This is a genomic window from Plesiomonas sp. ISS29 (assembly GCF_056522795.1).
In genome coordinates this window covers 630,340-655,717 of record NZ_JAWRZQ010000001.1, presented here as the reverse complement: position 1 = coordinate 655,717, position 25,378 = coordinate 630,340, and the positions used below count along the sequence as shown (strand labels likewise).

Genomic DNA, 25,378 nt, shown 5'->3' with positions numbered 1-25,378 from the left:
ACAATGCTTACAGCACCTTTCGGAGGATAACCCTGATGATTGATCCAAAAAAAATTGAGCAACTAGCCCGCCAAGTTCACGAATCCATGCCAAAAGGCATCCGTGAGTTCGGTGAAGAAGCCGAAAAGAAAATCCGCCAAACACTGCAAGCCCAGCTAGGCCGCTTAGATTTGGTCAGCCGTGAAGAGTTTGATGTGCAAACTCAGGTACTATTGCGTACCCGTGAAAAACTGGTTCAGTTCGAAGCGCGTTTAGCCGAACTCGAAGCGCGTCTGGCGGCACAATCATCTGCTAGCACCGCACCATTCAGCCAAGATCAGAGCGATAAAAGCGAATAACGCCAGTGATCCGGCTACAGTATTAAAACAGCGCAGACAATATGTCGGTATGCGCTGTTTTTATTTTCCGCGTGGGAATTTCATTTTCCGTAGCACTCTGCTTTTGCTATGTATCCCCCGAAACTGTTTTATCTCGGTGTTAAGCCATCTCTATTTTTTCATTTCTCTGGCTATTTATCTGCACTATTTATCGGCACCGCTTATCGGCACTGCGTTGCCCGACCATCTCCCTACAAAACTGTTTTGCGATAATGTGATAAAAATAAAACGATGCTATTTTCATTATTGATTGTTAATTCCTATTAATTATATCTGCAATGCGGGCTTTATTTTCCGTTAAAAGCCGTTACAATTAATGCAACTGAGAATTATTATCAATTAATAGTAAGGAAATATCATTATGTCGACTGCACTGATACTGACAGTTCTGGCCGGTAGCGCGACCTTTATCGGTGCAATCGGCGGTGTTATCGGGCGTAAACCATCAAACCGCGTTTTAAGTTTTTCACTTGGCTTTGCGGCGGGCATTATGCTGTTAATCGCATTAATGGAGATGCTACCGGCAACACTGGCGACCCCCGGTGTTAGCGCGCTGACCGGCTACGGAGCATTTATTGTCGGGTTACTTGGCTATTTTGCACTCGACCGCTTATTACCGCACGATCACGCCCATGATCTGATGCTCAACAACCATGATGCCAGCACACCGCGCCCGCCCAAAGACATTAAGCGCGCGGCTATTTTGCTGACCTTGGGTATCAGCCTGCACAACTTTCCCGAAGGCATTGCCACCTATGTGACCGCCAGCACCAACCTTGAGCTGGGCCTTGGCATTGCACTGGCAGTAGCCATTCATAATATTCCTGAAGGGCTGGCGGTTGCTGCGCCAGTGTATGCCGCCACCGGTTCAAAGCAAAAAGCGCTACTTTGGGCAGGCTTATCAGGAGTGGCCGAAATTGTCGGCGGGTTACTGGCCGCCTTTGTGTTTGGTGATAGCCTCAGCCCCGTTAGCATGGCGATGATTATGGCGGTGGTAGCCGGCATTATGGTAGCGCTGTCTGTCGATGAGCTGATGCCGCTGGCAAAAGAGATCGATCCGAAAACCAACCCAAGCCACGGCGTTCTGTGCGGCATGGCTGTCATGGGGATCAGCTTAGCCCTGCTGTAATGGTCAGAAGGTCAATTACAGCGGCTTATCAACAGTAACTGATTATTTAAAAACTAAATGATTATTTAAAAACTAAAATATGTGATGTCGTATCAGCTCATTACATGCCTATCGGTAAAATGTTGCAGCGAAAACCGCAATTCGTGACTACATTTTCTAATAAGGCAGCCACAGATAACAGGGTGGCTGCCCACCGTATTTTCCGATAGAGATGATAATGAGAATGAAGACTATGGCCTTGACTTGGCGTAACAAGCGCTATCCGCTGCAGATCCAGATAGCCAGCTTATTTAGTCTGCTGTTATTTCTGATAGGGATATTGCTGATAGGGTTTAATTACTACCGTACCAATAAGCTCAATATTGAAAATACGCATGCGCTATACAGCTATATTGGCGATAACGCGGCCTCACAGCTTGAGCTGAACAGTCGCTCGCTCGGCGTCGCGGTGAATCTGCTGACCACTATGCCTATCACCACCTTCTCAACCCTTGAGCAGCGTTTTGACTCACTGCCACGCCTGCGTGAAATTCTGCTCAGCAGCCCGTATGCCAATGCTGTTTATTGCGGTTATGCCGACGGCGATATGTTCCTGATGCGCCGAGTTGCAAAACATGCACTCAGTGAATGGGATGCACCGGAGGGCACGGCATGGGTCGTGCAAAGTGTTGACCATGAAGGCGATACCGTACGGCAAAACTACCTCTACTTTGACTACAACCTTAAGTTGCTAGGTAACAGTGATCGGCCTGATTTCCAGTACGACCCGCGTGTACGCCCGTGGTATAAGCTGTCAATGGCAAAACCGGGGCTGCAAATGGCACCGATGTATGTGTTTGCTGCATCGCGTGAAATCGGCACCACCATCAGCCGTAAAGCACAAAATCACCAAGGTGTTATTGGTATTGATATCTCACTGAAAACTTTCAGTGATCTGCTTAAAGAGCAACAACTGCCGGCCGGCAGTAAAATGGCGCTGATTAACCCGCAAAATAAAGTGGTTGCCAGTTTAGATCCACGTGAAGTATTTCGTATGGATGCCGACCGTAAAATCAGCATGTCTTCCGTTGATACCTTCCCCAATCCTGCACTTTCCCAACTATTACGTCAGGTTGAAGGAAAGCCGTATACCAATAGCTATAACCTTGAATTTAAAAGTATGGGGCAGATGTGGTTTGGCTCGGTATTGCCGATCAAAAACTCACAAGGCACTTTTCGTTTAGCCATCGCCACACCCTCTGATGTGCTGCTGGCCAGCTCAATTGAAATTCGTAATCAATCAACCCTGATTGCCATACTGGTGCTGTTCACCGCCCTGCCGATTGTCTGGTGGATAGCTTACCGAATCTCAAGTCCACTACGTCAACTGCAACAAGATGCCGAGCAAATACGCCGCTTTAATTTTGAACAGCCTAAGCCTACCAACTCGATTGTGCTGGAAATTGATGAACTGGCGCGAACCATGAGCCAGATGCGCAGTACTATTCAGCAGTTTTTGAACATTGGTAATTCGCTGGCCGCAGAGCGTGATTTTACCACTCTGCTTTCACGCTTAATGCATGAAACAACCCAACTGGTCGATATGGAAGGCGGAATTATCTACCTACCCGATCGTGATAGCATCACCCTGACACCCGCGCTATGGCAATGGCAAGGCCAGCCACAACCGCTGCAAGATGTTCCCACCATTCACATTCCAAGTATCACCCACTCAGCCCTGCAACAAGCACTGCAAGGGCATGTGGTTTATCACCACCTAAGTCAGCACAGCGCCATCGCAACACTGTCAGCATTTACTAAAAAGTTAGGGGATTTAGACGCAGTCATGGTTGCCATGCGTAACCGAGACAATCAACTTATTGGCCTATTGGTACTGCTGAACCCGCACAATCCAAGCCAAGCCGCCATTGAACCGGCCAAACTCAAACTGGTTGAAGCCCTTGCTGGCAGCTTGTCGGTTTCGGTGGAAACACAGCGGCTGTTACAGGAACAAAAAAATCTACTGAATGCCTTTATCCAACTGATGGCCGGCGCAATTGATGCAAAAAGTGCCTACACCGGCGGCCACTGTCAGCGCGTACCGGAAATTACCGAAATGCTGGCCGAAGCCGCTGTTCAAACACAAAGCGGGCCCTTTGCCAACTTTACCTTGAGCGATGAAGAGCGTGAAGAGCTGCATATCGCCAGTTGGCTGCACGACTGCGGTAAAGTCACCACCCCTGAGTTTGTGGTGGATAAAGCCACCAAGCTCGAAACAATGTACGACCGCCTCAATGAAATCAGAATGCGCATTGAAGTGCTCAAGCGTGATGCCAAAATCAGCGCTCTGGAGCAGCAACTCGGTGGCATCCCGAATGAGCAAACTGAGGCGTTATATCAGCAACAGATCAGCGAACTCGATGATGATTTTCTGTTTCTGGCCGAATCAAACGTCGGCGGTGAATTTATGTCTGATGAGCGTCTGGCACGTATCAACAAAATTGCCGAACGCCGCTGGTTACGAACGCTTGATGATCGAATTGGTTTATCGCACGAAGAGCAACAGCGTAAAGCACGGGTTGAACAACCGCCATTGCCGGTATGGGAGCATCTGCTGGCCGACCGCGAAGATCACATTTTCTACCGCGAAGCACGTGATCGCCTGCCAGAGGGCCACGGCTTCCAGATGCAAGAACCGCAATATCTGTATAACCGTGGGGAGATCTACAACCTGTCAATCCGCCGCGGCACACTGACCGATGAAGAGCGCTATAAGATCAACGAACACATTGTCCAAACCATTGTGATGCTCAAAACGCTGCCATTCCCACGCACCATGTCGCACGTACCTGAGATCGCCGGCGGCCACCACGAGCGTCTTGATGGCAACGGCTACCCTTGCCGCCTGAAAAAAGAGCAGATGAGCCTGACGGCCAGAATGATGGCAATTGCCGATGTGTTTGAGGCGCTCACAGCCGTTGATCGCCCCTATAAAAAAGGGAAAACACTGACCGAATCCTTGGGTATTATGGCTGGAATGGTTAAAGGCCAGCACTTGGATACCGAGCTGTTTACCCTATTTTTACAGAGCGGGATCTGGCGAGATTACGCCGAGCGCTACATGCGCCCAGAGCAGATTGATGAGGTTGATATTGTGCGTTTTTTACCGGCAAAAACAGAGCCGAATCCGAGCTGATTCGCGAAAAATACCATTAACATTAAGAGTATAAAAACAACTGACCGCGCAGTGAGTTCTGCGCGGCCAGCTTAGCGGTGAGTGCCGCGGCAAAATTATGCTTCGATTTGCTGCGCCAAACGATAAGCCACCAGATCTTCAATCGTTAGCACCGGCATATCATGTTGTTTAGCGAACTCAATCACCTCAGGTGCACGCGACATAGTCCCGTCATCATTGGTCAGTTCACATAACACACCGTAGGGTTTAAAACCGGACAACTGCATCAAATCAATCGTCGCTTCAGTATGGCCACGACGGGCCAATACGCCACCACTGTGCGCACGCAGTGGGAATACATGCCCCGGGCGATGGATATCCTGTGGCTGCGCATCATCAGCAATCGCTGCACGAATAGTTGTCACGCGGTCTTGTGCAGAAACACCGGTAGTCACGCCGGTAGCCGCTTCAATCGTCACCGTAAATGCGGTCTGATTTTGACTTGAATTGACCTCAACCATCATCGGCAGCTCTAACCGCTGACGACGCTCTTCGGTAATGCACAGGCACACAATGCCGCTACCATGACGAATAGTCAGCGCCATTTGCGCAGGGGTAATGGTCTCGGCAGAAAAAATCAGATCGCCTTCATTTTCACGATCTTCATCATCTAACACCAACACACCATTACCGGCACGCAATGCTGCTAAACCGCGTTCAACACGTTCAATGGGGGAGCCATAAGCACTAAGCAGTGACTGATTCATGGTAAAAAACGTCCTTAATACACTTTAATGGATTACCAGAATCAGGGCACAACAAGAGGAGTTACTGCAACAAACAGGTAATCTACGCTCAAACAAGAGATACGTTGCAGCACAGCAACGTTCTGTCTGAGGCGATACCCGATGGCAGCCGAACAGCTGGGTACGGTTTCCCGATAAAAAGTCAGCCTGACATCCGCCAGCGATTTTTATCCGAATAACCCGTCAGTGTCGTTACTCTCTTCTATCCGGACTATAACCGTCGGCCCCGGCATCTCACCGGATCTGCTGACCTTGCCGCGGTATAATCATGTGGTTAATCACAATCACTACCGTGACAAGCGCTCGCGGGCTGCTGTAATCCAGCCAGTGCTGTCTACAGATACCGCCGGTGGGGACTTACACCCCGCCCTGAGAATTTAACACTCTGAGCATACCGCCAACCGAGCACAACGGCAATTGCTGGCCGACAAGAAGAGCGCTGGATCACGGAAAACTCGCCATTGCCATCCACCTGCTAGCCAAATAGCATAAAAAAACCCAGCGCGAACACTGGGTTGTCTTTTATGCAAAAGATTGTACGCAAGTCTTGTATGCAAAATCTTGTCTGTAAAAATTTGGTATCCCAGAAAATTAACCAGCTACTGCAATGCGCTTCATGTCTGTCATGTAGCCACGCAATGTCTGACCAATAGTTTCAATCGGGTGCTGGCGAATAGCATCATTCACATCACGCAAACGCGCATTATCTACCGCACAGGCCGGAACGGCTTGCCCCAAATCACCGGCACGTAACTGCGGCAGCAAGGTTGCTTGCAGTAAAGGCACGGCAGCATTGGCGAACAGGTAGTTACCGTACTCGGCGGTATCTGAGATCACTACGTTCATTTCATACAAACGCTTACGGGCAATGGTGTTGGCAATCAGCGGCAACTCATGCAGTGATTCATAATACGCTGACTCATCATAAATACCCGATGCCACCATGGTTTCAAACGCCAGCTCTACACCCGCTTTCACCATGGCAACCATTAACGTACCTTGATCAAAATAGGTCTGCTCTTCAATTTTCCCGCTAAATTGTGGCGAATTTTCAAATGCGCTCAAACCGGTTTCAGCACGCCATGTCAGCAGTTTAATATCATCTTCTGCCCAATCCGCCATCATTCCGGCAGAGAACTCACCACAGATAATATCGTCCATATGCTTTTCAAACAGCGGGCGTAGGCTCTGCTTCATGCTTTCAGACAGCTCAAAAGCGCGCAACTTAGCCGGATTTGACAGGCGATCCATCATCAGGGTGATCCCGCCCTGTTTTAAGGCTTCGGTGATGGTTTCCCAGCCAAACTGAATCAGCTTTCCGGCATACGCCGGATCAGTACCTTCGGCCACCAGCTTATCAAAACAGATCAGTGAACCGGCCTGTAACATGCCGCACAAAATAGTCTGCTCGCCCATCAAGTCAGATTTAACTTCTGCCACGAAAGAGGATTCCAGCACGCCAGCGCGATCACCACCCGTAGCCGCCGCCCACGCTTTTGCAATCGCCAAGCCATCGCCACGTGGATCATTTTCTGGATGTACAGCAATCAGGGTCGGCACGCCAAAACCGCGCTTATACTCTTCACGCACTTCAGTGCCCGGACATTTTGGTGCAACCATCACTACAGTCAGATCAGCACGGATTTTCTCGCCCACTTCGACAATATTAAAGCCGTGTGAATAACCCAGTGCTGCGCCTTGTTTCATCAGCGGCATCACTGCCTGTACCACCGCCGAGTGCTGCTTATCTGGCGTTAAGTTAACCACCAAATCTGCCTGTGGGATCAACTGCGCATACGTGCCAACGGTAAAACCGTTCTCGGTAGCTTGTTTCCACGATGCACGTTGCTCGACAATCGCCTCATCACGCAGTGCATAGGCCACATCCAGCCCTGAATCACGCATATTCAGGCCCTGATTTAGCCCTTGAGCGCCACACCCGACAATCACCACTTTTTTGCCTTGCAGATAGCTGACGCCTTCGGCAAATTCACTGCGATGCATAAAACGACACTTGCCCAGCTGTGCCAACTGCTGGCGTAAATTCAAGGTATTAAAGTAGTTTGTCATGTGTTGCTCCCTTTACTCTGACCAATTATTCCGTTGAAGATGGTTTAGGCTGTTATTTCCAACCTGCTTTTTTTGATAGTAGGCTAAGACGAGCATTGCTTAAATTGATATATTAACAAGACCATATTGCAGGATATGAAACATGAACTGCACCGCAGTTTGCCTGTATCAGAAGGAAATCTGACCACGAGGCCGCGCATGGATTTACGCGATTTAAAGCTATTTTTACACCTTGCCAATAGCTGCCATTTTGGCCGCAGCGCACAGGCTTGCCATGTCAGCCCATCAACCTTATCCCGCCAGATCCAGCGCTTAGAAGAAGAGCTGGGGCAACCGCTGTTTGTGCGGGATAACCGCAGCGTCACGCTAACCGATGCCGGGCTAAAAATGCGCAGTTTTGCCGAACAAACTCTGCAGCAGTGGCAACAACTGCACGCCAGTGTCCACCCGCAGGCCGATGATCTGCTGGGTGAGCTGCGGCTGTTCTGTTCGGTCACTGCCGCATACAGCCATCTGCCGCAGATCCTCGACCGTTTTCGCGCCCGCTACCCGAAAGTAGATATTAAGCTGACCACTGGTGATGCCGCCGATGCAATAAGCAAAGTTTTGGGGGATGAAGCCGATCTGGCAATCGCGGCGCGCCCTGAGCCACTGCCGGCATCTGCAGCTTTTGCCTCTTTAGGGGAGATAGCACTGGCGTTGATTATTCCGACCATTCCCTGTCGGGTACGTGAAATGGCCTGTCAGACACCGCCTGAGTGGGCGCAGATCCCGTTTATCCTGCCCGAACACGGGCCGGCCAGACGCCGAATTGAGCAGTGGTTGCGCGCTCAGCAAATCTCACATCCGCACATTTATGCGACAGTTTCTGGGCACGAGGCGATTGTCTCAATGGTAGCACTCGGGTGTGGCGTAGCCGCGATGCCGACGGTGGTGGTCGATAATAGCCCTGTACGTGATCGGATAGAGCGGCTGGAGATCAGCGGCTTTGCGCCACTTGATCTGGGAGTCTGTACCCAGAAAAAGCGGCTGCATGAGCCGCTGATTGCCGCATTCTGGCAGATGCTGTAACCGCAATAATGCGGGGAAAACCCCGCCAGAACCATTGCAGAGTAAGCGGCTGAGTTGTACTACTGAAACTAACGAGCAAGAAAATAGCGGAATGCCGGATTATCGGTTTCATCGTGTGCCACATAGCCTAGCTCGTTCAGATGCTGATCAAACGCGCTCTGATCGTCAGGTTTCAGCTCAAATGCGGTCAGCACTCGGCCATAATCTGCACCGTGATTGCGATAGTGAAACAGTGAGATATTCCAGCGCGTACCGAGCATCTGCAAAAACTTAATCAGCGCCCCCGGACACTCAGGAAACTCCACACTGTACAACCGCTCGGTTAACGGCTGTGCCGGACGACCGCCGACCATATAGCGTACGTGCAGTTTGGCAACTTCATCATCGGAAAGATCAACGGTGTCATAGCCGCCAGCCCGCAGCTCTTGCACGATCTCTTCACGCTCAGCCAGACCACGGGTTAACCGCACTCCGACAAAAATCGCTGCCCGATCCGGATCAGCATAGCGGTAGTTAAATTCGGTCACTGAACGCCCGCCCAGCAGCTGGCAGAACTGCAAAAAACTGCCTTTACGCTCGGGAATAGTCACTGCCAACAGCGCTTCACGCTGCTCACCTAGCTCGCAACGCTCGGAGACATACCGCAGGCCATGAAAATTGAGGTTTGCCCCCGACAGCACATGTGCCAAACGCTCGCCCTGTAACTGATGCTGCTGGGCATATTTTTTTAGCCCCGCCAGCGCCAGCGCCCCCGAGGGTTCGGCCACCGCCCGCACATCCTCAAACAAGTCTTTGACTGCCGCACAAATTGCATCGGTATCAACGGTAATCACATCATCCAGATATTGCTGACACAGCCGGAAGGTTTCATCACCAATGCGCTTTACCGCTACGCCATCAGCAAACATGCCAACCCGCGCCAGATCAACCGGCTGACCGGCCTGCAATGCGGCATGCAGGCAGGCAGAATCTTCCGCCTCAACACCAATCACTTTAATCTGCGGCATCAGTTGTTTAATCAGCACCGCCACACCAGCGGCCAAACCGCCGCCGCCAACCGGTACAAAAATCCGATCGAGGTGGGCATCTTGCTGTAATAACTCAAGTGCCAACGTGCCTTGTCCGGCAATCACTGCGGGGTGATCAAACGGTGGGATAAACGTCAGCCCCTGCTGCTCGGCCAGTTCAATGGCTCGGGTTTTGGCTTCATCAAAGTTTGCGCCGTGCAGCAGCACTTCACCGCCAAACCCGCGCACAGCATCCACTTTTATCTCAGGGGTGGTACGCGGCATCACAATCAGAGATTTCACCCCCTGTTTGCTGGCAGACAGTGCCACCCCCTGCGCATGATTGCCAGCAGAAGCGGCCACTACACCCGCCGCTTTTTGCTCTACCGTTAACCCTGCAATCATGGCGTGAGCACCGCGCAGTTTAAAACTGTGTACCGGCTGGCGATCTTCGCGCTTTACCAGCACGGTATTGCCAAGGCGGGCTGACAATTTGCTCATCGGTTGCAGTGGCGTGACCTGTGCCACTTCATAAACCGGGGCGCGCAGCACCGCACGTAAATATTCGGCAGCACAGGGTTGCCCGCTAAGGGGCGCTGAGTCAGACATCAGAACATATCCTCGAGTTTGCTGCGATCACGTACCGCGCCGCGATCAGCGCTGGTGGCAAGGCTGGCATAGGCACGTAGCGCCATCGAGACCGGACGCTGGCGATCGAGCGGCTTCCACGCCTGTGCGCCGCGCGCCTGCATCGCACTACGACGAGCGTTCAGCTCGGCATCACTTACCTCCAGCACCATACTGCGCTGGGGAATATTAATGGCAATCAAATCGCCCTCTTCCACCAGTGCAATCGTGCCGCCACTGGCCGCTTCCGGTGAAACATGGCCAATCGACAGGCCCGATGTGCCGCCGGAAAAACGGCCATCGGTAATCAGGGCACAGGCTTTTCCCAGCCCCATTGATTTTAAATAGGTGGTGGGATAGAGCATCTCTTGCATGCCCGGCCCGCCTTTAGGGCCTTCATAGCGGATCACCACTACATCACCAGCGTGCACTGTTCCACCCAAAATCGCGTCTACCGCGCTGTCTTGGCTCTCAAAAACGCGCGCAGGGCCGCGGAACAGCAGGTTATCGGCATCCACACCGGCGGTTTTCACTATACTACCGTTTTCTGCCAAATTGCCCGACAACACCGCCAGACCGCCATCCTGACTATAAGCATGCGCAATGGCTCGGATACAGCCGTGCTCACGGTCTTGATCGAGCAGTGGCCAGCGGCACTCTTGTGAGAACGCGTGGGTAGTACGAATGCCCGCAGGGCCGGCGCGGTAGCGGGTATGCACCGCCTGATCCTCGGTCTGCATAATGTCGTACTGCGCCAGTGTTTCAGTGAGATCCAACCCGAGCACATTGCGAACATCACGGTTGAGCAGCTCAGCACGATCGAGTTCGCCTAAAATGCCATGCACGCCACCGGCACGATGTACATCTTCCATGTGGTATTTCTGGCTGCTTGGCGCAACTTTACACAGGTGCGGAACATGGCGTGATAAGCGGTCAATATCGGCCATCGTGAAATCAATTTCGGCTTCCTGCGCGGCGGCCAGCAGGTGCAATACGGTATTGGTTGAACCACCCATGGCGATATCCAGCACCATGGCGTTTTCAAAGGCAGCTTTGCTGGCGATATTACGCGGCAGGGCGCTGAGATCATCTTGCTCATAGTAGCGTTTGGTCAGCGCCACTATCCGGCGTCCGGCTTCCAAAAATAGCTGTTTACGATCAAGATGGGTTGCCAGTAGTGAACCGTTGCCCGGTAAACTCAGCCCCAGCGCTTCGGTCAGGCAGTTCATTGAGTTGGCGGTAAACATGCCCGAGCACGAGCCGCAGGTTGGGCAAGCCGAGCGTTCGACTTGCAAGCTTTGCTCGTCAGACACTTTGGGATCAGCACCCTGAATCATCGCATCGACCAGATCAAGCTTGATAATCTGATCCGAGAGCTTGGTTTTCCCTGCTTCCATCGGCCCGCCGGAGACAAAAATCACCGGAATATTCAGCCGCAATGCGGCCATCAGCATGCCGGGGGTGATCTTATCGCAGTTCGAGATGCAGACCATCGCATCGGCACAATGCGCATTAACCATGTACTCGACCGAGTCGGCAATCAGCTCGCGTGAGGGCAGTGAATACAGCATGCCGCCGTGCCCCATGGCAATACCGTCATCCACGGCAATGGTGTTGAACTCTTTTGCCACACCACCGGCCGCTTCAATTTCAGTGGCCACCAGCGCGCCCATATCACGCAAATGAACATGGCCGGGTACAAACTGGGTAAACGAGTTCACAACCGCAATAATCGGTTTCCCAAAATCACTCTCTTGCATCCCTGTCGCCCGCCATAAGGCGCGGGCGCCAGCCATATTACGCCCGTGCGTGGTGGTTGCTGAACGGTACTTTGCCATGACTCTCATCCCTGTGTTCAATTGTGTGTGGCGATTGGTGTTACCGTGAGCGGCACGGTACACCGATGTTGCGAACAAACCTAAATTTAGGCGTTAACCGGATCTAACCAGCCCCATTTGTCTTGCGTTTCACCGTTAAACAGGCCAAAGAATGCTTGCTGTACCCGCTCGGTAATCGGGCCACGGCAACCGGCGCCGATTTCAATACCATCAATGCTGCGTACTGGGGTGATCTCTGCCGCCGTACCAGTCATAAATACCTCATCGGCCAGATACAAAGCTTCACGAGCCAACACCTCTTCGCGCACCTCATAGCCGAGATCTTTAGCCAGTGTGCTGACCGCATCTCGGGTGATCCCCGGCAATGAGGCGCAGGTTGATGGCGGCGTAAAAATCACGCCATTTTTAATCACAAACAGGTTTTCACCCGCCCCTTCAGAGACATAGCCACGCACATCCAGCGCAATACCTTCGGCATAACCGTGGCGGCGTGCTTCACTGCCCACCAGCAGAGATGAAAGGTAGTTCCCCCCAGCTTTTGCAGCGGTCGGAATGGTGTTTGGCGCAACGCGATTCCATGAAGAAACCATTGCATCCACCCCGTTTTTCAGGGCCTCTTCGCCCAGATATGCGCCCCACGGAAACGCGGCAATGATCAAATCACACTGATAACCCGGAGGAGGGTTTACGCCCAAGCCCACATCACCAATAAATGCCAGCGGGCGGATATACGCACTGGTCAGCTTATTCACGCGCAGGGTTTCACGGCAGGCTTCCATTAAGCCTTCTAATGAATAGGGAATGGGGAAGCGGTAAATTTTGGCAGAGTCTAGCAGCCGTTGCATATGCTCGCGGTGGCGGAAAACCACCGGCCCGCGTGGGGTGTCATAGCAGCGAATTCCCTCAAAAACCGATGTGCCATAGTGCAGTGCATGCGACATTACGTGTACTTTTGCCTCTGCCCATGCGGTCATTTCGCCGTTAAACCAGATAAAATCAGCTTTCTTTGTCATTTTCGTCATCCTTGTCGCGCACTATGCACGGATTAGCGGTTGGGTGAAGGTATGAACTTGCAGCGTGGGCGGTATCGTCACATGCGGTACTACGCTCGGCTGATGCACATTCACCACATCAATTAATTTAGTCAGTTGCAAAAATAGCTGCTGCACGGGGCGCAGGCTGGATACTATTAGCTCAATATTGACACGATCTGTAGCATCTTCCAGCACCATATTCATGGCACAGACCTGAAATCCGCGATGCCGCGTTACACGGAGTACACGCTCGAGCACTTCAGGGCGAAAACGCGCCTCAATCGTCAGGCGGTAACGGGGAGTGTGAGAATCACTGTCATGCGGCATTGTCATTGTGCGGCCTCCTGCCGTTTACCGGCCATGCCGGTGCTGTTTTCCTGCACGGCTTCTGCCGTGTGGTTCGATAACAATGTCGGCAGCGCCTCAATCATGGCAGCATTGCTAGCCCCCGGCGGCACTAACGGCCAGACATTTTCCGCCTCATCAATACGGACATGCAGCAGATACGGGCCTTCACTGGCAAGCAGAGCGTCAATCGCCGGAATAACCTGTGCTTTTGTCTCAATGCGCTGACCAGTAATACCAAATGCCGCGGCCAGAGCCAGAAAATCAGGGTTATCTGACAAATCGGTTTCGCTATAACGGCCATCAAAAAACAGGGTTTGCCACTGCCGTACCATACCAAGACGCTGGTTATCAATCAGCACAATTTTTACCGGCAGCCGCTTGCGTTTTATCGTGCCTAGCTCTTGGATATTCATCATAAAAGAGCCATCACCTGAGATACAGATCACCGTATCCTGCGGCCGCGCCACCTGAGCGCCGATTGCCGCAGGTAGGCCAAAACCCATCGTGCCAAGGCCTGCTGAGGTCAGCAGATCTTCGGGCTGCTGAAACTGCATATGCTGCGCCACCCACATCTGATGCTGACCGACATCGGTCGTCACCACCGTGTTGGCAGGCTTACGTGCCGACAACTGTTGCAGCAACAACGGGGCATAAATCGGCTCACCGGGGTGATCATAACGCCAACCGTGCTCGGCTTTCAGCGCAGCAATCTGTTCGCGCCATGCGGAGGTATCGGGCAATACAGGCAGCCCAGCGGTTAACGCGGGCAGCAGTTGTGCCAGATGCCCGCACAGCGCCGCATCAGGCGTGCGCAGTTTACCCAGCTCAGCCGCATCAATATCCAGATGAATGACCCGTGCGCCAGCGGCAAAAGTATCGAGTTTACCGGTCACCCGATCATCAAAGCGCGCACCGACTACCACCAGCAGATCACACTGCTGTACTGCCAGATTCGCTGCTTTTGTGCCATGCATCCCCAACATACCCAGATAACCGACATCATCCGGTGCGAGCGCTCCCAGCCCTTTTAACGTGGCAACACTCGGCATACCGGTGCGGTGGCTAAATGCCCGTAAATGCTCGGTCGCTTTTGCCAGCGCGACACCACCGCCGATATACAACATCGGCCGCTGTGCCTGTTGCAGCAGGTGCTGAGCTTTACGCAATTGCATCAACGTTTCTGTCGGCAGCCATGTCTGATCACCCTCGATATCTTCATTCAGCAGTGATGTTGCCAGTAATCGCTCATCATCTGACCCCAAAAAGCCTGCTTCGGTATCATTTCCACGTATGGCACTAATCGCCATCATCTGAATATCTTTGGGGATGTCCACTAACACCGGCCCCGGGCGGCCCTCTTGGGCCAGCGCAAACGCCTCGGTAAGAACCGTCAACAACTCTTCGGGCTCACGTACCAAAAAGCTGTGCTTGGTGCAGGATAAAGACATACCGAGTACATCAATTTCTTGAAACGCATCCGTACCGATTAACGGGCGTGCCACTTGTCCGGTAATCGCCACCACCGGAACCGAGTCGAGCAGGGCATCCGCTAAACCAGTGATCAAGTTTGTTGCCCCCGGCCCAGACGTTGCCAGACACACACCCACTCCGCCGCTGGCACGGGCATAACCTATCGCGGCCATCGCCGCTCCCTGCTCATGGCGGCACAGCAGATGTTCCACTCCGCCATCGTACAGGGCATCGTACACCGGCATAATCGCGCCGCCCGGATAACCAAATACCGTGGTCACCGCATGCTGACGCAGCATCTCCACCACCCATTGCGCGCCGGTTTTACTCACGCTAACCGGCTCATCGGTGCTCACGTGCATCGGCACATCTGTGTCTAGGTGCATCAACACCTGTTGCGGCATGCCTGCATGCGGGTGTGTGTCTGTCATAGCGTTACCCCGCCTGTCTGCAAAAAGCCCACAACGAACAGGGCGGATAACGGTATGATCGGGCGGTTGGCATCCGATCGGGTTGTGGTCGATTCATTGCTGCACTCCTGTTGCTATACCGGTGATACCGTGGGTGGCTATCGTTAATCCCGCTATTGTTGATCCTGCTATTTCAGCTAAAAGCCTGTACAACAACATCCGGCTCACATCCCTTGATAAGGTTAATTTTTGTGTGAACGCCGATAAAAAAGCCCCCGAACCTTTCGGTGCGGGGGCTTTTTCGTTTCCGGCTTCTCTATCTGTTCAGCCTTCGTTTTCCAAATACGACCCCGCATGGAGCGTGAATAATCACCACCACGAGTAGAAGAATGAGGGTCAGAACTTGGCCGAATAGCATCATGTTATGAATTCTTTTTGTTGTGTTGTTTTTATTATCTCAATGCCCAGAACCGGTGCGGCGGGTGTTACCACGCAGCGCGTTCAATGCTTTGGTCATGCTTTACACAGTAAAAGAGTTACCATAGCTGTTTACTTTTTGACAACGTTTTTTTGCGAAAATCTTCCCGCTTTTGAATTCATCCCAAATAACAAACTGATTTTAAAGGGTAAAACTAAAGCCGGTTTTACTGCACTTTTTTGTACTGCAGATTTTTACCGAACTGTCGGCCACGGATACAGCCCGCATGTTTATTCAATGTGGCCGATACAGCGTTTTTTCCTTATGTCGGAAACCTGCTATGTCATTGGCCATTATTCACAGCCGCGCCAGCATTGGCGTACAAGCCCCTGCCGTTACCATTGAGGTGCATCTCAGTCAGGGCCTACCGGGGTTAACATTAGTCGGGTTAGCCGAAACCTCAGTCAAAGAGGCGCGGGATCGGGTACGCAGTGCGCTGCTCAACAGTGGGTTTGAATTTCCGGCACGGCGAATAACCGTTAACCTTGCACCGGCCGATCTTCCCAAAGAGGGTGGCCGTTTTGATTTACCAATAGCACTGGGGATTTTGGCTGCCTCTGGGCAGATCGCCGCCGATAAGCTGCCAATGCACGAATTTATCGGGGAGTTGGCACTGTCGGGTGAGCTACGCGCGGTCACCGGGGTGATCCCCGCCGCACTCTCGGCACATCAGGTGCAGCGGCGTTTAATCCTTGCCACCACCAACGCCGAACAGGCGCAACTGGTGACCCATGCCGATCCGCTCTCTGCCTGCTCGTTACAGGCGGTGTGTGACTACCTCAACGGTAAGGCGGCGCTCGATATGCCGCAAACTCAGGATGCAGAGAGTGCAGTAAACGGCTATCAGAGCGGATCAGGGCTAGATTTACAGGATATTATTGGCCAGCAACAGGCCAAGCGAGCACTGGAGATTGCGGCCAGTGGGCAGCATCATCTGCTGTTGCTCGGCCCACCGGGAACAGGAAAAACCATGCTGGCCAGCCGCCTGCGTGATCTGCTGCCGGTAATGAGCGATCAGGAGGCGCTCGAGACCGCGGCTATCGGCAGTTTAGTGCATCAGGATATTCATCGCGGAAACTGGAAACAGCGGCCATTTCGCACCCCGCATCACAGTGCATCAACCGCGGCACTGGTGGGTGGCGGCAGTATGCCGCGCCCCGGTGAAATTTCGCTATCCCATAACGGCATTTTGTTTTTAGATGAGTTGCCAGAGTTTGAGCGTAAAGTGCTCGATGCGCTGCGCGAACCGTTAGAGTCAGGGGAGATTGTGATTTCACGTGCTCAAGCCAAGGTCTGTTTTCCGGCCCGCTTTCAACTGATTGCAGCAATGAACCCCAGCCCGACCGGACACTATCAAGGGGTACACAACCGCAGCAATCCTCAGCAGGTGTTGCGCTATTTAAGCCGCTTATCCGGCCCGTTTTTAGACCGTTTTGACCTGTCAATTGAAGTGCCTTTACTGCCGCAGGGCAGCCTGACACAAAACCCACAACGCGGCGACAGCAGCCAGCAAGTCCGTGAGCGGGTATTACAAGCGCAGCAACGGCAAAAACAGCGGCGCGGCAAGCTCAATGCGATGCTCAGCAGCCGTGAAGTGGAGCAAGATTGTCGGCTCAACAGTGCTGACAGTGATTTTCTTGAGCAGACACTCAACCGGCTGGGCCTGTCGGTACGGGCCTATCACCGGATCTTAAAAGTGGCACGTACTATTGCTGATTTGGCCGCCGACGATAAAATTCAGCGCGTACACTTGGCCGAAGCACTCGGTTACCGCGCAATGGACCGGCTTTTGCAACGCCTGACTCAGCAAGCTTGATTGTAAGAGCTGATGATGAATGCTGATTGTGAATATAAAATGTGGTGTACACACCTGAATACAAAATTGACCTAACGATGAGGTTATCCCCCAAAAAAAACAGGAGCCAGCGGCTCCTGTTGTCTTACTCGTCTTGTTTTACTCGTCGTTGTCGGTGTAGTCTTCCACCGCATCTGCCTGCGGTTTACCGCCGGATAAGGTGTGAAAACGTTTCGGACGACGCGTACGATCACGGTACTTAATCCAGACTTTTTCGTGATCAGTTACCGGCTGACGCTCATTCTGGCACGCTGCCACAAAGAGCTGCTCTTCTTCAGTAGCAGCCTGTCGCTTTCCTGAGTCTAACTCATCAAACGCACAGCCAAACTGCTCAAGAAGTTGAGCCTCTTTGATGGTGAAATCGCCGTGACGGGCGAAACCACGCGGATAATGCTTGTTATCGAAGAAACGACGTGTTGTGACAAAGCTTTCCGCCATATTGAGACAAGCTCCTAAACTATCATGGTCGAAGGGTCTATGGCGCGGAGTATTATTGAGCCTTGACGCTGATGTAAAACAAATTATTTTAATCGTGATGATAAGTTTTTTTGGAGATGTGCAGTGGATACCGAATTACTGAAAACCTTTATCGTGGTCAGTAAAACCCGCCACTTCGGTAAAGCAGCTGAATCTCTGTTTCTGACCCAATCGGCAGTCAGCTTCCGAATTCGCCAGCTAGAAACACAACTAAACGTAACGCTATTCAACCGCCATCGTAACAATATTCAGCTAACACCGGCTGGTGAGCGGTTAGTGCCCTATGCCAGCAATTTGTTGCAAACTTGGCAACAAGCTCAGCAAGATGTCAGCCAATCGCATCAAATCGCACCATTACGGATAATGGCAGCACCCTGTATTTGGGAGTCAGTGCTGGGTGATTTTTTGCATCAGGTAAGCCAGCAGTATCCGGCGCTGCCGCTGCGTACTGAGTACGGCCCGCCGCGCACATTACTGCGCCAACTGCTTGAGCAGAGTGTGGATCTGGGTTTTAGTTTTGATCAGCCGCGCAGTGATGAATTTACCGCGCAGCCTTGCGCAGAGATCTCGTTACAATTGTTTGCCTGTAGCACCACACAAACGCAGAAAAACCATGCTGAACATAACTACTTAGCTGAACACTACCACTTAATTGAGTGGGGCAGCGGTTTTATGCAGCAACAGAGTGCATGGTTTACACCCGATATCCCCCCGCGACTGTACAGCCATTCGATGCGCCAGGTTTTGCATCAACTGAATCAGAGCAAAGGGTGTGCATTTTTACCCGCCAATATGCACGCAGAGCTCGGTTCACGCGGGTTAACGGCGGTTGACAAGATCCCGCCATTGCCATTGACCCTGTACGCTATCTGGCCACAAAACAGCTCGCACGATGCGCTGATCCGTAGCCTGCTTTCACTGTTACCCGCAGCTCTATGACTGAAAATCTGTAACTGAATACCTGCACCTAAATACTTGCGCCTAAAGACCGAACCTCAATACCCACACCTAGATATCCGAACCTGAAGATCGGATATAACCGATCTTCAGGTTTCTTACCGGTTGCTTAGTTAAGACCGGCCTCTTTTAGGCTGAAGATCTGAGCGCTGACGCTGACACAACCAGAGATAGCGCAGCCAGTCATACAGCAAAAAGGCCAGTAAACTGACACCCATCACCGGCAAACTAAAACCCACAACCAGTGTTATGACAATAATCATGACCTGTGGCAGCTTGGGCGCTTTACTAAGCAGTGCAAACGGTGATCGCAGTGTTCGAGTTTGACGGCCGGTTGGCCGGCCTCGCCACCACATTTGGTATCCCATAATAACCATCGTCATCAGCCCTACGGCAACAACAACCAAAGCCAGTTCATTGGCCACACCAAACAGCAGCCCCATGTGCATATCAATGCCCCAACGGGTTAATTTGGCGGCTAACGGGTACTGCTCAAAGCGCACCTGATCGGTAACCGCCAGCGTGACAGGATTAACAGCAACAGCATCTGCCTGTGTCGGCCAGTGGCGGTCAAGCTCGACCACACTCCATGCCTGATCGGCCTTCGGCGGCTGCTTGATTTCAACTTTGGCCGCATTAATACCGGCCTGACGTGCTACGGCTAATACCGCATCGTACAGCGTAGCATTCTGTGGTGTGGGAACTTCAATGTGATCGTCCGAGCCCGTAGTGTGATCATGATGACCGGCATGCGGATTCACTGCGGTAGCTGAAGTGCTTGCCTCAGAAAGTGAGGTTGAAAGAGATGGCGTAGTCCAGCCAAACTGCTGACGTAAAATACCGATATTATCGCCTGCCCAGCGTGACCATGTCAGGCCAGTTGCCGAGAAAAACAGCAAGCCCAGTAACAAAAACAGCCCCAGTTTCTGATGTAAAGTACGCAGACCCCGCTTTTTGGGTACAGCCGAAACTGCTGATGTTGCTGTGGATGGTGCAGAGGTCGCTGCCACGCGGTTGCTCGGTTTGTGCTGACGGTATGCCCATAACAGCAACCCGCCTAACGCCGCCACCCATAGCCAAGAAGCGGCCAGCTCACTGTAGTAGCGGCCGATATCACCTAGCTGCAAGTTGACATGCAACTGATCAATCCAAGTACGCAGCGGTAATACGCCACTGGTACCGTAAGCCACCAGCGCACCGTGAGTTTTCGCCGTGACTGGATCAACAAACACCGCCAAACGCTCAGACGGGTTTAACCCCTCGACATTAAACAGCACCCGCGTGTTGTCTCCCTCCGCAGGTGAAGGGCGCACCGCAGACAACTGAGCCTCTACAGGTGCGAATTTTTTTGCCGCCTCAACTTGCTGTCGTAGCGGCAACACCTCACCCTGACTGCTGTTGTACAAAAAGCCAGCATACAGGCGTGATTCAATTTGCGGGGTAAGGGCATATAAGATCCCGCTAAGTGCGGCAACCAGCATAAAAGGGCCAACAAACATGCCAACATAGAAATGTAAACGCATTAACAGGGGAACAAACCAACTGCGGGTAGTCGCCGCTTGCTGGCGGCGCTCTGTTATCGGTAAAGCAGAAGAACGTTCAGACATTGTTGCGCTAATCCAAGTGAATGTAGAAATTCACCTGAATGTATATCATGCTTCAAAAATCAACAATCGGCTCAAATAAGCAGCAAAAAGCCTCTTTTTTCGCGATAATTTCTCTTTTTTTATCCCAGTAAAATTATTTTAGACCAAATAATCCATTTCACGGTGTGCTGATGTATAGCGTATTTTCGCATGCCACTAAGAACAAAGAGAAAACAGACAAGCCTGCAATATGGCCTGTCTGTTACTTAACTTAACGCTGCTGAAGCAAGAACTTCACCAAACCATCATATTGCTGGGTAAAATCAGCCGTGTCTTTGGCTTCAATTCCACCCATATTAATCTGGTACTTACCGTTAATGATCACTGCCGGCACACCACGAATTTCATAGGTTTGTACGGCCATCTCTTGCTTGGCAACCAGTGAGTTGACCATAAAGCTGTTCAAGGCGGCATCATATTCAGTGCCATTGACACCAATACTCTCAAACGCGGCACGAATATCCTGAGCGCTTTTAATGCTTTGTGTCTTTTGAATGCCTTCAAACAGCACCGGCTGCACTTTTGCCTCAACCCCCATCACCATAGCCACAGCCCAAGCACGGGTCAGATCTTTACCTAATGGGCCAAGAAAATCCACGTGATACTGCAAAAACTCACCGCCTTCCGGTACCGCTTTTTTAATCTGTGCCGGAAGATGGTATGAGAATTCAAAGTCATAGCAGTGCGGGCAATAAAACGAGAAAAACTCCAGCGCTTGCGGTGCTGCGGTGGCCGGTTTATCAAAGGTGGTGTACTGCTTGCCATCAGTAAAGGTATCTTTGATAACAGACGCAGCAAAAAGAGGCGTGCTTAACAGCAGGCCTATCAGCAATGTTCCTATTTTTTTCATGTATAACCCCGATATCATTATTTTCAAATAATAGTTTTTAAATCGTATCGGCGGCTACTTTAAGGCAAGGGTTACTGATCCAGCAATAGCGTTAATGATAAAGTTTTGTAAAGATTGGGTAACATGAAACAGCCAAAACCTCTGCGTAAAATTGCGCAATCTGTTCCATAGTCAAAAAAAACGTTAGGGGGGATAGAGAGCCGTTCACCAAAAACCGCTGCAGCCTGCTACACACAGGCTGCAAACAGTCAATCGGGCCGATTCAGGTAAAATTCACCCCAATCGACACTAACAACTTAAAAATTATTTTTGGGTCAGCAAAAATTTTACAATTTCACCAAATTGCTTGGTGAAATCTTCATTACTTTTCGCATCAATTCCGCGAGCTTCAATACGGAATTTGCCATTAATGTAGAAAGCCGGCACACCTTCAACCTGAAAATCTTGTGCCGCTTTGCTTTGCTGCGCCACAAATGAGCTGACCATAAAGCTGTTCAACGCAGCATCATACTCCTTACCCTTCACCCCGATTTTCTCAAACACTGCGCGAATATCCGCCGGTGTTTTAATGCTGCGTGATTTTTGAATGCCTTCAAACAGTACCGGCGCAACTTTCTCTTCCACACCCAGCACATTAGCAACCGCCCATGCGCGGCTCAAATCTTTTGCCAGTGGCCCCATAAAATCGACATGATACTGCTTGAAACTGCCGTCTCTTGGCACTTCACTGCGTACAGTTTGCGGAATGTGATAGGTACTTTCAAAAGCAAAACAGGCCGGACAGTAAAATGAGAAGAACTCAACTGCCTCCGGTTGTATTGAGGCTGGACGATTAAGCGCAGTGTACTCTTTTCCCTCTTTAAACTGCTTCTTAGCAAGCTGCGCCGCAGAGACATTGGTAGCCAGCACCAGCAAGGCCAACGTAAGCCAAATTTTTTTCATGTAAAATAATCCTTTCAATTATTAAAGTGACAACAAGTTATTTTTATCAGCATTATAGGGATAATTCGTACCGCGCCGCTACTCTCAATACATCGGCATTAATTGCAGTGGCGGTTCACGCAGTGCAGCAATTTGCTCTTTACAGGCCAATATTTGCTGCTCCCAGTAGCGCGGTTCGGCAAACCACGGAAAACTACGCGGAAACGCAGGGTCTTCCCAGCGGCGTGCCAGCCATGCCATATAATGCACCATCCTCAGACCACGTAATGGTTCGATCAGTTGCACTTCACGGGCAGTAAAATCACTAAATTCGCTGTAACTTTCAATCAACAGATCTAGTTGCATTAGCCGTTCATTACGATCGCCATTGAGCAGCATCCATAAATCTTGCATCGCAGGGCCGTTACGAGCATCGTCCAAATCAACAAACAGCGGGCCATCGCGCCACAAAATATTGCCCGGATGACAATCACCGTGCAAACGCAGTGGCTGCCAGTCGGTATACCAGCGTTGCTCTATCTCGCTGATCAACAAGTTGAGATCAGAGAAAAATACCTTACGCAGACCATCGGGAATAAACCCTGACTGCTGCAAAAAATCACGCGGCTGATACAGATATTCATCTAGCCCCATGGTCGGGCGCTTGGCAAAACGCTGTTTGCGCCCCTGCTGGTGCAAACGCCCCATAAAACGCCCCACCCACTCAAGCTGTTCAAGGTTGTCGACTTCGTACTGACGACCGCCGACACTTGGGAAGACCGCAAACAGAAAATCCTGATACCGATGCAGTGTCTGACCGTTTAACGCCAGCGCGGCCACCACCGGAATTTCGGCATCGGCCAGCTCTTGTGCGAACTGGTGCTCTTCGAGGATCTGCGCCTCACTCCAGCGCCCTGGGCGGTAAAACTTCACCACATAGCGACGGCGATCTTCATCCAAAAATTGATATACCCGATTTTCATAGCTATTGAGTGCCAGCAGACCGGAGTCTACCCGCAAACCTACCGCTTCAAGAGCATCCATAATGAGATCGGGCGAGAGAGTCTGAAAAGCAAAAGCACTGCCGGAGTGGCTGGTCATAATGATCGGCTCTGATGAGGATTCATTGATGCAGCATAGCAGAGTCGGGCATGACAAAAAACGCCGCACCGAGTAACCGCCCAGTACGGCGCTGATTTCCAACTGGTTTTCAGCAAGCATTAACGCTCGGTAAAGAAACGGCTTTCGGCGCGCGCTTCAATATCGTCAGCATCATCGGCAAGGCTGACAGTAAAAACAATATCGGTGACGGCTTTACTCAGGCTCTCAGGGGCGATTGCCACACTCACCGGTTGGGTATAAATCTCCCCCGCCGCAACGTCAATAGTCTGCGGGCCGTACCACTGTATACCCGCTGGCAAACCAACCACATTTAAGCGGTACTGCGCGCTCTGCTGGGTCTTATTCTGCACTTTGAGAATAAAGGTGTTCTCTACATCACCCTCATTATTGATGCGATAGAGCTGATTGCGATCACGCAGCACATCAAGATTCACACTGCTTAAACTGAGCAAATTAACAGTAAACAGCCCCACCATGACCAGTAGTACTAAGCCGTATCCGAGTAATTTTGGCCGCAGTAAACGTGATTTAGGGCGTATCTGCTGCTGATTTTCGGCTGATTTTTCGGCCAGCTTATGCTCAGTGGTATAGCTGATTAAACCGGTGGCATAGCCCATTTTTTGCATGGTATCGTCACAAGCATCCACACAGGCACCACAGTTAATACACTCATATTGCAGCCCATGGCGGATATCAATACCGGTCGGACACACCTGTACACAGAGCGCACAATCAATACAATCGCCCAGCCCGAGTGTTTTCGGATCCGCTTTGCGGCTGCGCGGCCCACGCGTTTCACCGCGCGCGGCATCGTAGCCGACAATATAAGTATCACGATCAAACATCGCCGACTGAAAACGGGCATACGGGCAGATATGGGTACACATAATAGCCCGCATCCAACCGGCATTCCCGTAGGTGCAGAGCATAAAAAACAGCACCCAAAACACCACCCAACCACTGCTTGTACCGCTAAAAAACTCGCGAAACAACTGCGATGCGGGGATAAAATAGCTGACAAATGCCAGCGCAGTGAGCAACGAAAATGCCAGCCAGCACAGATGTTTGGCGGTTTTCCTCAGAAACTTATCACGATCCCATGCCCGCTGATCCAATTTACGCCGCTGATTGGCGCTGCCTTCAAAACGCGCCTCAAACCAGATAAAAATAAAGGTCCAGACCGTCTGCGGGCAGATAAAACCGCACCACACCCGCCCCAAAAAGGTGGTGATAAAAAACAGCGCAAATGCCGCAATAATCAACAACCACGCCAGCAGAGTTAAATCCTGCGGGAATAAACTGGTGCCAAAAAAGGTGAACCGCTGCTGAGCCAAATCAAACAGTACCGCCTGCTGCCCGTGAAAATTCAGCCATGGCAGACCAAAAAATAGCAGCATCAACAGCCAGCCCATATTGCGGCGCAAACGTTGATAAGCACCGCTAACGGCACGAACATACACCCGCTGGGTCGGGTCAAACGGTTCGGGTTTAGTAGGAATATTTTTTACATGGATATGGGGATCTGGCCGCATCAAAAGCGCTCCCTGCTCAGACAGGCATTTAGCTGATAATCTTGATTATACGGCGTGCAAAACCAAAACAGACAAACATTTTGCTAACTTTTTAGCAGCATGTGCGCGACATCGATAATCGCAGCAGAAATGGGAATAGAAATAGAAAGCAGAGTACCGCTGGCAGCCATCCCCCCAGCGGCACAAAAACTATTCTTGA

The 25,378-nt window shown here is 51.4% G+C and carries 19 protein-coding genes, 1 pseudogene and 1 riboswitch; of the genes and pseudogenes, 6 read left to right on the top strand and 14 right to left on the bottom strand.

All coding sequences use genetic code 11. The annotated features are described in order from the left end of the window. The first annotated feature begins 35 nt into the window (after positions 1-35). The 3 genes from ubiK (at position 36) to AC1HDJ_RS02835 (ending at position 4,681) form a co-directional block, all read left to right on the top strand. A complete protein-coding gene (gene ubiK, locus AC1HDJ_RS02845; protein ID WP_479533191.1) occupies positions 36-338 on the top strand; it encodes a ubiquinone biosynthesis accessory factor UbiK in 303 nt (100 codons plus the stop codon). A 400-nt stretch (positions 339-738) separates the two neighbouring features. Then, entirely contained in the window at positions 739-1,506 is a 768-nt protein-coding gene (gene zupT, locus AC1HDJ_RS02840; RefSeq protein ID WP_479533189.1) for a zinc transporter ZupT, read from the top strand. Between the two features lie 217 nt (positions 1,507-1,723). Next, positions 1,724-4,681: an HD domain-containing phosphohydrolase gene (locus tag AC1HDJ_RS02835; protein WP_479533187.1), complete on the top strand. Its 2,958-nt coding sequence runs from the start codon at positions 1,724-1,726 to the stop codon at positions 4,679-4,681. 95 nt (positions 4,682-4,776) lie between these two features. On the opposite strand, the gene ribB is transcribed toward AC1HDJ_RS02835, so the two are convergent. Beyond that, the gene (gene ribB / locus AC1HDJ_RS02830) at positions 4,777-5,427 is read right to left on the bottom strand and encodes a 3,4-dihydroxy-2-butanone-4-phosphate synthase (protein ID WP_479533185.1); all 651 of its coding nucleotides are present in this window, start codon (positions 5,425-5,427) and stop codon (positions 4,777-4,779) included. 229 nt (positions 5,428-5,656) lie between these two features. Beyond that, positions 5,657-5,847: riboswitch (FMN riboswitch) on the bottom strand. A 210-nt stretch (positions 5,848-6,057) separates the two neighbouring features. Beyond that, positions 6,058-7,536: a ketol-acid reductoisomerase gene (gene ilvC / locus AC1HDJ_RS02825; protein ID WP_479533183.1), complete on the bottom strand. Its 1,479-nt coding sequence runs from the start codon at positions 7,534-7,536 to the stop codon at positions 6,058-6,060. A 198-nt stretch (positions 7,537-7,734) separates the two neighbouring features. On the opposite strand from ilvC, the gene ilvY reads away from it, so the two are divergent. Next, the gene (ilvY, locus tag AC1HDJ_RS02820) at positions 7,735-8,607 is read left to right on the top strand and encodes an HTH-type transcriptional activator IlvY (protein ID WP_479533181.1); all 873 of its coding nucleotides are present in this window, start codon (positions 7,735-7,737) and stop codon (positions 8,605-8,607) included. Positions 8,608-8,675: 68 nt separating this feature from the next. On the opposite strand, the gene ilvA is transcribed toward ilvY, so the two are convergent. The 6 genes and pseudogenes from ilvA to AC1HDJ_RS02790 all read right to left on the bottom strand — a co-directional run bounded on the left by ilvA (position 8,676) and on the right by AC1HDJ_RS02790 (position 15,759). Then, entirely contained in the window at positions 8,676-10,223 is a 1,548-nt protein-coding gene (gene ilvA / locus AC1HDJ_RS02815) for a threonine ammonia-lyase, biosynthetic (RefSeq protein ID WP_479533179.1), read from the bottom strand. Next, complete coding sequence (gene ilvD / locus AC1HDJ_RS02810; protein WP_479533177.1) at positions 10,223-12,079, bottom strand: dihydroxy-acid dehydratase; 1,857 nt, start codon at positions 12,077-12,079, stop codon at positions 10,223-10,225. The genes ilvA and ilvD overlap by 1 nt, the downstream gene beginning before the upstream one ends. Positions 12,080-12,165: 86 nt before the next feature. Next, on the bottom strand, positions 12,166-13,092 hold the full coding sequence (locus AC1HDJ_RS02805) for a branched-chain amino acid transaminase (protein WP_438641689.1): 927 nt from the start codon (positions 13,090-13,092) through the stop codon (positions 12,166-12,168). 21 nt (positions 13,093-13,113) lie between these two features. Further along, positions 13,114-13,440 carry an acetolactate synthase 2 small subunit gene (gene ilvM / locus AC1HDJ_RS02800; protein WP_479536972.1) on the bottom strand — a complete coding sequence of 109 codons (327 nt, stop codon included), beginning with the start codon at positions 13,438-13,440 and terminating at the stop codon, positions 13,114-13,116. Between the two features lie 95 nt (positions 13,441-13,535). Continuing rightward, positions 13,536-15,293: pseudogene (ilvG, locus tag AC1HDJ_RS02795) on the bottom strand (acetolactate synthase 2 catalytic subunit); the annotation flags it as partial. A gap of 364 nt (positions 15,294-15,657) precedes the next feature. Further along, complete coding sequence (locus tag AC1HDJ_RS02790) at positions 15,658-15,759, bottom strand: IlvGEDA operon leader peptide (RefSeq protein WP_479536970.1); 102 nt, start codon at positions 15,757-15,759, stop codon at positions 15,658-15,660. Positions 15,760-16,099: 340 nt separating this feature from the next. On the opposite strand from AC1HDJ_RS02790, the gene AC1HDJ_RS02785 reads away from it, so the two are divergent. After that, the gene (locus tag AC1HDJ_RS02785; protein WP_479533174.1) at positions 16,100-17,635 is read left to right on the top strand and encodes a YifB family Mg chelatase-like AAA ATPase; all 1,536 of its coding nucleotides are present in this window, start codon (positions 16,100-16,102) and stop codon (positions 17,633-17,635) included. Between the two features lie 138 nt (positions 17,636-17,773). On the opposite strand, the gene AC1HDJ_RS02780 is transcribed toward AC1HDJ_RS02785, so the two are convergent. Continuing rightward, entirely contained in the window at positions 17,774-18,112 is a 339-nt protein-coding gene (locus tag AC1HDJ_RS02780) for a MaoP family protein (protein ID WP_479533172.1), read from the bottom strand. A gap of 123 nt (positions 18,113-18,235) precedes the next feature. Between AC1HDJ_RS02780 and hdfR the strand changes: the two genes are divergently transcribed. Next, positions 18,236-19,090, top strand: coding sequence for an HTH-type transcriptional regulator HdfR (hdfR, locus tag AC1HDJ_RS02775; protein WP_479533170.1), 855 nt, complete (start codon positions 18,236-18,238; stop codon positions 19,088-19,090). A gap of 131 nt (positions 19,091-19,221) precedes the next feature. Here the strand turns inward: hdfR and AC1HDJ_RS02770 are convergent, their stop codons facing one another. From AC1HDJ_RS02770 to ccoG, 5 genes are all read right to left on the bottom strand, one after another. Then, complete coding sequence (locus tag AC1HDJ_RS02770) at positions 19,222-20,715, bottom strand: PepSY-associated TM helix domain-containing protein (RefSeq protein WP_479533168.1); 1,494 nt, start codon at positions 20,713-20,715, stop codon at positions 19,222-19,224. 250 nt (positions 20,716-20,965) lie between these two features. Beyond that, complete coding sequence (locus tag AC1HDJ_RS02765) at positions 20,966-21,604, bottom strand: DsbA family protein (RefSeq protein ID WP_479533166.1); 639 nt, start codon at positions 21,602-21,604, stop codon at positions 20,966-20,968. A 303-nt stretch (positions 21,605-21,907) separates the two neighbouring features. After that, the gene (locus AC1HDJ_RS02760) at positions 21,908-22,546 is read right to left on the bottom strand and encodes a DsbA family protein (protein WP_479533163.1); all 639 of its coding nucleotides are present in this window, start codon (positions 22,544-22,546) and stop codon (positions 21,908-21,910) included. An 84-nt stretch (positions 22,547-22,630) separates the two neighbouring features. Continuing rightward, entirely contained in the window at positions 22,631-23,626 is a 996-nt protein-coding gene (locus AC1HDJ_RS02755; RefSeq protein WP_479536968.1) for a serine/threonine protein kinase, read from the bottom strand. 119 nt (positions 23,627-23,745) lie between these two features. Continuing rightward, positions 23,746-25,179 carry a cytochrome c oxidase accessory protein CcoG gene (gene ccoG / locus AC1HDJ_RS02750; RefSeq protein WP_479533161.1) on the bottom strand — a complete coding sequence of 478 codons (1,434 nt, stop codon included), beginning with the start codon at positions 25,177-25,179 and terminating at the stop codon, positions 23,746-23,748. Between the last annotated feature and the right edge of the window lie 199 nt (positions 25,180-25,378).